The organism is Sphingobium sp. PNB, assembly GCF_019873065.1.
Taxonomy (GTDB): Bacteria; Pseudomonadota; Alphaproteobacteria; order Sphingomonadales; family Sphingomonadaceae; genus Sphingobium; species Sphingobium fuliginis.
The window spans coordinates 1-7,803 of record NZ_JAINEZ010000141.1 but is presented as its reverse complement, the minus strand read 5'-3'; the positions used below and the strand labels follow the sequence as shown (position 1 = coordinate 7,803).

General features: G+C 65.8%; 9 protein-coding genes. 6 read left to right on the top strand and 3 right to left on the bottom strand.

What is annotated here, in order from left to right; translation table 11 throughout:
• Positions 1-512, top strand: a 512-nt coding sequence (locus tag K7W03_RS25880; RefSeq protein WP_226870524.1) for a PadR family transcriptional regulator, incomplete at its 5' end; no start/stop codon positions are given.
• A 2-nt stretch (positions 513-514) separates the two neighbouring features.
• Entirely contained in the window at positions 515-793 is a 279-nt protein-coding gene (locus K7W03_RS25875) for a DUF2218 domain-containing protein (RefSeq protein ID WP_222887778.1), read from the top strand.
• A 45-nt stretch (positions 794-838) separates the two neighbouring features.
• On the opposite strand, the gene K7W03_RS25870 is transcribed toward K7W03_RS25875, so the two are convergent.
• Positions 839-2,170: a methyl-accepting chemotaxis protein gene (locus K7W03_RS25870; RefSeq protein WP_222887776.1), complete on the bottom strand. Its 1,332-nt coding sequence runs from the start codon at positions 2,168-2,170 to the stop codon at positions 839-841.
• 283 nt (positions 2,171-2,453) lie between these two features.
• Between K7W03_RS25870 and sdhC the strand changes: the two genes are divergently transcribed.
• The 4 genes from sdhC (at position 2,454) to K7W03_RS25850 (ending at position 6,272) form a co-directional block, all read left to right on the top strand.
• Positions 2,454-2,849, top strand: a complete 396-nt coding sequence (gene sdhC, locus K7W03_RS25865) for a succinate dehydrogenase, cytochrome b556 subunit (protein WP_025547633.1) — start codon at positions 2,454-2,456, stop codon at positions 2,847-2,849.
• Positions 2,849-3,238, top strand: a complete 390-nt coding sequence (sdhD, locus tag K7W03_RS25860; RefSeq protein WP_044662728.1) for a succinate dehydrogenase, hydrophobic membrane anchor protein — start codon at positions 2,849-2,851, stop codon at positions 3,236-3,238. The genes sdhC and sdhD overlap by 1 nt, the downstream gene beginning before the upstream one ends.
• Positions 3,238-5,052 (top strand): succinate dehydrogenase flavoprotein subunit, encoded by a 1,815-nt coding sequence (sdhA, locus tag K7W03_RS25855; RefSeq protein ID WP_025547629.1) that lies wholly within the window; start codon positions 3,238-3,240, stop codon positions 5,050-5,052. The genes sdhD and sdhA overlap by 1 nt, the downstream gene beginning before the upstream one ends.
• Before the next feature lie 203 nt (positions 5,053-5,255).
• A complete protein-coding gene (locus K7W03_RS25850; protein WP_222887774.1) occupies positions 5,256-6,272 on the top strand; it encodes a 50S ribosomal protein L11 methyltransferase in 1,017 nt (338 codons plus the stop codon).
• A gap of 137 nt (positions 6,273-6,409) precedes the next feature.
• On the opposite strand, the gene K7W03_RS25845 is transcribed toward K7W03_RS25850, so the two are convergent.
• Positions 6,410-6,952: an NUDIX hydrolase gene (locus K7W03_RS25845; protein ID WP_222887772.1), complete on the bottom strand. Its 543-nt coding sequence runs from the start codon at positions 6,950-6,952 to the stop codon at positions 6,410-6,412.
• The gene (locus K7W03_RS25840) at positions 6,949-7,626 is read right to left on the bottom strand and encodes a TPM domain-containing protein (RefSeq protein WP_222887780.1); all 678 of its coding nucleotides are present in this window, start codon (positions 7,624-7,626) and stop codon (positions 6,949-6,951) included. The genes K7W03_RS25845 and K7W03_RS25840 overlap by 4 nt, the downstream gene beginning before the upstream one ends.
• Positions 7,627-7,803: the final 177 nt, after the last annotated feature.

Here is a 7,803-nt window from a genome sequence, read left to right as displayed (position 1 = left end):
AACCCGGCGGCTTTGGCGGTCGCTTCGGGGATGGTCCGTTCGGCGGCGGCCGTCGCCGCCTGTTCGGCAATGACGCGCTCAGGCTCATCCTGCTCAAGCTCATCTCCGACGCGCCCCGCCATGGCTATGATCTGATCCGCGAGATCGAAACCCTGTCGGGCGAGGTTTATGTGCCAAGTCCGGGCGTCGTCTATCCGACGCTGACCTTGCTTGCGGACATGGATCTGATCGCGGAGCAGCCAGGCGAAAGCAGCCGCAAGCTGTTCGCGATCACGGAGGCTGGCACGGCCTATCTGGCCGACCATGAACAAGGCGTGGCGCTGGTCATGGACCGGCTGGGCTCGCTGGCGCGCAAGGCGGAACGCACCGACGGCGCGCCGATCCGGCGGGCCATGCACAATCTGGGCATGGCGGTCCGGGCGCGGCTTGAAAAGGAGGGGGCGGATGCGCAGACCATGTTCGACGTCGCCGCGCTGATCGACGAGGCGGCCAGCAGGATCGAAAGGCTTTGACCATGGCTTTGACGGCGCATGTGCCGACCACCAATGCCAGCCGCTATCTCCAGCAGCTGTGCAAGCATTGGGGGCACAAGTTCGAAACCGATTTCGACGCGCGGCAGGGAAGCATCGCCTTTCCCATGGGGCCGATCCGCATGGCGGCCGGGGCTGACGCCCTGACCGTCACGATCGAACCGGGGGAGGGGACCGATGTCGAACGCTTCAAGCAGGTGGTGGCGGACCATCTCGACCGCTTCGCCTTCAGGGAAGCGCCGCTGACCTTCGACTGGCGGTAAGGGGGGCGGGGCGGGCAGTTCCGCCCCGCCGGCCGCCGCTCTTCCTCAGGCCACCTGGCGTCCGAAGTCCGATGACGCCGCGCGCAGGCTGGAAAGCTTGCCTTCCACGCTCATGAAGCCGCGTTCGAGCTGGTCGATTTCGGATGCGACCACCTCGGTATCCTGGCGGATGGCGCTGATGGTCGACGACATGGAGTCGGCGGCCAGCGCGGTTTCGTCGACAGCGGCGGTGATCATCGTCACCGTCTGCGCCTGGGCATCCATGGCGTGGCGGATGCGTTCGGCGCTGGCCTGGACCTCGCCCACCGTGTCGCGAATGCGCTCGTTGGTCTCCACCGACTGGCGGGTGGATGCCTGGATGTCCGCGATCTTGCCCGCGATCTCATCGGTGGCGCGGGCGGTCTGGTTGGCGAGGCTCTTCACCTCCTGCGCGACCACCGCGAAGCCGCGGCCGGCATCGCCCGCGCGGGCCGCCTCGATCGTGGCGTTGAGCGCAAGCAGGTTGGTCTGGCCGGCAATGTCGCGGATCAGGCCCAGGATCGATTCGATGGATTTCGCATGGTCGGACAGGGTGGTCGACATGGCCACCGCGTCGCCAGACTGGCGGGCCGCCCGCTGGGCGACGTCGGCCGCGCTCTCCACCTCCGTCCGCGCATCCTCGATAGCGCGAATGAGGCCGGCGGAGGTGCGGGCGGCTTCGCGCATCGCAAGGGCGGACTGTTCGGCGGCGGCGGCGACTTCCGACGCCTTGCCCAGCATGCCGCGTGTCGCGGCCGATGCGTCCTTCGCCTGTTCGCGCAGCGATTCGCCCAGTTGCGACGCGCCGTCGATCTCTCCCATGATCCGCTGTTCGAACATCGTGCCGAAGCGTTGGCGCTCGTTGCGCTGCGCCTCCGCCTCGTCGCCTGCGATGACGTTCGCCATCAGCCCGGCGTCGACCATGCCGACCTGCATCATGACATGCACCAGACGGCGGCGCCCCGTTTCATCCTCCATCCGATGCCAGATAAGGTCGATCAGCTTCTCGTTGGCCGCAGCCACCGGCATCAGCACCGCACGCAGCGGGGAGCCGTGCTTGCGGGCGTGGCGTCCGCAGGCGATGGAGGAAATCGCCCATTCGCCCGCATCGTAATAGCCCAGTTTCTGGCGCACATATTCATGCGCTTCCGTCTCGATCTTGGCGAGCGTGGAGGGGTTGAGCTTCGACCGCAGCCCCGTCTGCTCGACATAGGCATCGTAGAAAGTGCGCGCCGCCAAGGTCACCTGTTCGCCCAGCAGGTCGCGAATCTGGCGCAACCCCTGCGCCAGCTCGCCATGCGGGTCGACCTCCCTCATCATCGCAAGGACGGTGCTTTTGGGCGTGGCGGCGGAATTCATGTGCGGCAAAACCCCAGATTGGTCTCATTGTCCCGTCGGGTGATAGCGCCATTTGGTTAATCACTTCTTAGGATCGGCGGACATTCGGCCCCGATCCCGATCCTTTGGCGCTTTACCCGTCATCGACCGCCGAAAACCGGCCTGCATGGTTCCTCATCCCGGAAATGTTCCGCCGGCCCGGCGGGGATCGCCCCGTCGCGTGGTCAGGGCGGCTTGCCCTCTTGGCGTATCGCTCCTAAGGGGACGGGACTCGAGGGACAAACATCAGGGACGTAGGGAAGATATGGCGCGAACCACGAGCCGGCCGCTCTCGCCGCATTTGACGATCTGGAAATGGGGGCCAGCCATGGCCGTCTCCATCATGCACCGCGTGACCGGCAACGGTCTTGCGACGGTCGGCGCGATGGGACTGGTCTGGTGGCTGATGGCCGCCGCCATGGGGCCGGATGCCTATGCAACCTTCGTCAAATGCGCGACTTCGCCCATCGGCTATCTGGTGATGGCCGGCCTTAGCTGGTTCTTCTTCCAGCATCTCTGCTCCGGTCTTCGCCACTTCGTGCTCGATCTGGGCGCGGGCTATGAGCTCAAGAACAACAAGATCTGGTCGCTGCTGACCTTCGTCTTCTCGACGCTCCTCACCATCGCCTTCTGGGCCGCCATCTGCACGGGGAAATTCTGATGGGAACCGGAACCGGAATCGGCCGCGTCCGCGGTCTTGGATCGGCCAGGCATGGCGCGCATCACTGGCTGGCGCAGCGCTATACCGCCGTCGGCAACCTGTTGCTGGTCCTGTGGCTGCTGTTCAGCCTGATCGCCCTGCCGGGCCTCGATTATCAGAGCGTCCATAACTGGATCGCGCAGCCCCTGGTGGCGGTGCCGCTGATGCTGATGCTGGTCAGCATCTTCTATCACCTGCGCCTGGGCATGCAGATCATGCTGGAGGACTATGTCCACGACAAGGGCCTCAACTTCTTCTGCATCCTGCTGCTGAACTTCTATGCCATTGGCGGTGCGGCCGCGGGCATCTTCGCGATCGCCAAGATCGCCTTCACGGGGATCGTCAAATAATGAGCGAAGCCTACAAGATCATCGACCACACCTATGACACGGTCGTCGTGGGTGCCGGCGGCTCCGGCCTGCGCGCCACCATGGGCAGTGCGGAAGCGGGCCTGAAGACCGCCTGCATCACCAAGCTGTTCCCGACCCGCAGCCATACGGTGGCGGCGCAGGGCGGCATCGCGGCGAGCCTTGGCAACAACTCGCCCGACCACTGGACCTGGCACATGTACGACACCGTCAAGGGGTCGGACTGGCTGGGCGACCAGGACGCGATCGAATATATGGTGCGCGAGGCGCCGGCCGCCGTGATCGAGCTGGAGCATGCGGGCGTTCCGTTCAGCCGTAACGACAACGGCACGATCTACCAGCGTCCGTTCGGCGGCCACATGCAGAATATGGGCGCCGGCCCGCCGGTGCAGCGCACCTGCGCCGCCGCCGACCGTACCGGCCACGCCATGCTGCACGCGCTCTATCAGCAGAGCCTGAAGTATGACGCGGACTTCTACATCGAATATTTCGCCATCGACCTGATCATGGAAGACGGCCCGAACGGCAAGGAATGCCGGGGCGTCATCGCCATCTGCATGGAAGACGGTTCGATCCATCGCTTCCGCAGCAAGGCGGTCGTGCTGGCGACGGGCGGTTACGGCCGCGCTTACTTCTCCGCCACTTCGGCGCATAGCTGCACCGGTGACGGCGGCGGCATGGTGCTGCGCGCGGGCCTGCCGCTCCAGGATCTGGAATTCGTGCAGTTCCACCCGACCGGCATCTACGGCGCGGGCGTGCTCATCACGGAAGGCGCGCGGGGCGAGGGCGGCTACCTCACCAATTCCGAGGGCGAGCGCTTCATGGAGCGCTATGCGCCTTCCGCGAAGGATCTGGCGTCGCGCGACGTCGTGTCGCGTTCGATGGCGATGGAAATGCGCGAAGGGCGCGGCGTGGGTCCGAACAAGGACCATATCTACCTGCACCTCGATCATATCGATCCCAAGGTGCTGGCGGAACGCTTGCCGGGCATCACCGAAAGCGGCAAGATCTTCGCCGGTGTCGACCTGACCCGCCAGCCGCTGCCGGTGACGCCGACCGTCCACTATAATATGGGCGGCATTCCCTGCAATTATCATGGGCAGGTGGTGACGAAGGTCGGTGACGATCCCGAAGTCGTGGTGCCGGGCCTCTATGCCGTGGGTGAAGCGGCCTGCGTTTCGGTCCATGGCGCGAACCGCCTGGGTTCCAACTCGTTGATCGATCTCGTCGTCTTCGGCCGCGCGACCGGCTTGCACCTCAAGGAAACGATCAAGCCCAACGGCTCGCATCGTCCGCTGCCCAAGGACGCGGCCGACCTGGCGCTGGGCCGCCTCGATCATTATCGCAATGCAAAGGGCGGTTCCCCCACGGCGAAGATCCGCCTGGAAATGCAGCACACCATGCAGAAGCACGCCGCCGTGTTCCGCGACAGCGCGCTGCTGGCGGAGGGCGTCGCGAAGATGGCAGAGGTCAATGGCCGCTTGCAGGACGTCGCGGTTTCGGACCGCTCGCTGATCTGGAACACCGACCTGATCGAGACGCTGGAACTGGACAATCTGATGTCCCAGGCGGTCTGCACCATGGTCAGCGCGGAAAACCGCAAGGAAAGCCGCGGCGCCCATGCGCATGAGGACTTCCCGAACCGCGACGACGCCGAATGGATGAAGCACACCGTAAGCTGGTTCGAGGGCTGGGGCGGCAAGGGCGGCAAGGTGACGCTCGACTACCGTCCGGTGCACGATTACACGCTCACGGACGAGGCGGAATATATCAAGCCCAAGGCGCGCGTGTACTAAGCCGCGCGAACGGCGGGAAACAGGAAAGGGCGGGCTGCGAAGCTCGCCCTTTTCTTATATATGCTTCGTTCTGGGAAATTGCGGACACCGGCGCTTCCCCCTGCTTCAGGGAAGGGGCTTGATGTCCTCGATCACCCAAGGCTTGCATCCCCGGCAGATGTGCCTGCTTCCCCTCCATCCGCCAAAGGTCTAAAGGCCGCGACATGAACGACCTTGCCACCCCATCCGCGCTGGCCGAAGAGAAGGCGCAAAGCTGGAAAGTCACCTTCCCATGCACCCGTGCGGAGGCCGAAGCGCTGGATGGCGACATTGCCGCCTTCGCGCTGATGGATCGCCCGCCTGTGCTGATGACCAGCGAGGCGGAGCCCGATAATGAACAAAGCTGGCGGCTCGACGCCTATTTCGAAGGCCAGCCGAGCCCCGCCGCGATCCGGCTGCTCCGTTCGCTCGTCCCCAGCGCCGCCGGCGTCAAGCCGCTGGTCGAGCAACTGCCCGACGAGGATTGGGTGACGTTGAGCCAGCAGGGGCTGGAGCCCGTCACTGCGGGGCGTTTCCATGTCCGAAATCTCGCCAGCGACCCGGCGGCGCCCGGTCACGTCAATTTCCTGATCGAGGCGAGCCGCGCCTTCGGCACTGGCCAGCATGAAACCACGGCGGGCTGCCTGATCATGCTCGACCGCATGAGGCGGGTCGGCATGCGCTTCGGCAATGTCGGGGACATCGGAACGGGCACAGGCCTGCTTGCCTTCGCGGCGCTCCACCTTTGGCCGCGTGCTTATGCGACGGCGTCGGATATCGATCCCGTCGCGGTGGAGATCAGCGCTGCCAACGCGGCGGCCAACGGCATTGCGACGGGCAAGGGACAGGGGCAACTCGCGCTCTACACGGCTGCCGGCGTGGATCACCCGGCTATTGCGACGCGCGCCCCCTATGACCTGCTGATCGCCAATATCCTGGCCGGTCCGCTGATCGAACTTGCTCCCTCGCTCTGCGCGCTGGTGGAGGAAGGCGGCACCATCGTCCTTGCGGGGCTGCTCAATGAACAGGCCGGTGCGGTGCTGGCTGCCTATCGCGCCCAGGGAATGCGCCTGGCGGAACGGACGGACCGCGGCGACTGGCCGACCCTCCGCCTGCGCAAGCGCCCGCGGATCGGCTGGAGACGGCCGACCCGCATCGACGGCAATGCCCGTGGCGAAGCCCCTGGTTTCGGCAGTCTGTGACCTTTGGCTGAGCGTGATCATCGCCCGGATCGACTTGGGACCGTTTCGACAGCGGACGGTCGAGGTGACCGCACGTTGGCGGAGGTGATGCATTTACAGGGCGGGGCTGCCTGGAGCGCCTCGCCCTGCAAAAGGCCTCAGCCCACGATGCCCGCACCCAGCAGCAACAGCAGCTTCACGTCGATTGCGAAGCCTTCCGTCCGCCATGCCGCGATCCGGTCTTGAATTCTGTCGAGCGGCACGCGGTGCACGCGGATATCCTCGCCTTCCACGCCGCCGCCATCGCCGGTTTTCATGAGGTCATGCGCACGGAACAGCGTGAAGCTCTCCGACACCATGCCGGGCGAACTGTAGAATTCACCCAAAGCCTCCATCCGGCCGGACAGGTAGCCGGTTTCCTCCTCCAGTTCGCGAGTGGCGGCCAGCACGGCTTCCTCGCCCTCGTCATGGTCGCCCACAAGGCCGGCGGGCAATTCGATGCACCGGCGGCCCAGCGGTACGCGATATTGATCGACCAGCAACACATGCCGCCCGTCCGCCGCCTCGTCCACGGCCAGAATGACGGCGGCATGGATGCCCCGCGCCCGGCCGACATATTCCCACCTGCCCCGGCGCTTGGCGGTGATGAAGCGGCCTTCCCACATGATCTCTTCGGGGGAAGCCCCGTCCTGTTCGCTCATAATTCGATCAACCTGTCGGGCAATTCATTGGGATTGTCGCCGGTCGCCGGAAAATATTCGGCCAGTACGCTGCCGACCTGCCGCACCGCTTCCGCCATGCCTTCGGCGGCGCGGCCTGCGCGCACGCCGTCGATCAGCGCGGCCATGGCCTCGCCCCAGATTTCCGGAGCGACCTTTTCGTTGATCGCCGCATCCGCGACGAGTTCCGCCCGATGCTCATCCAGCGAGAGGTAGATGAGCACGCCGGTCCGTCCGCGCGTGCGCCCCTGGGCTACCGCGCGAAACAGGGTGATGGCACGGCGGCGCACGCGGCGGGCCTTGGTGGCCTTGGGCGTCAACGCCATGCGCAGCGGCATCCAGGCGAGCGCATAGCGGACGATCAGGAATTTGAGGATGAGCAGGCTGAGCAGGACCGTCAAGAGCTTCCAGTCCTCCACCTCATGCTCCCAGCTTTGCAGCAGCCCGGAGCATAAGCGCCGGAAATGCAGGGGAAAGGCCGCCGCCGCCGACAGGGCCAGGAACACCGCGCCGATGGCCCAGTGCAGCCCTGCATCATGATAGGCGTCCGACCGGCGCGCGACGATGGTGACGATCTCGCCATCCGTCGCCTTCTCCGCTTCGGCCACCGCAGCGGTCACGCGGTCGTGATCGGCTTCGTTCATGATCAGGCGCATCACCAGTCCCCCGACGCGCCGCCGCCGCCGAAGCTGCCGCCGCCGCCCGAAAAGCCGCCGCCGCCGCTGCCCCAGCCGCCACCGCCCCAGCCTGATCCACCGCCGCCGCCCCATCCGGAATCGCCCGGCCCCCACAGGATGATCGGTCCCGATCCGCCCCGATAGCGCCGTCCCTTG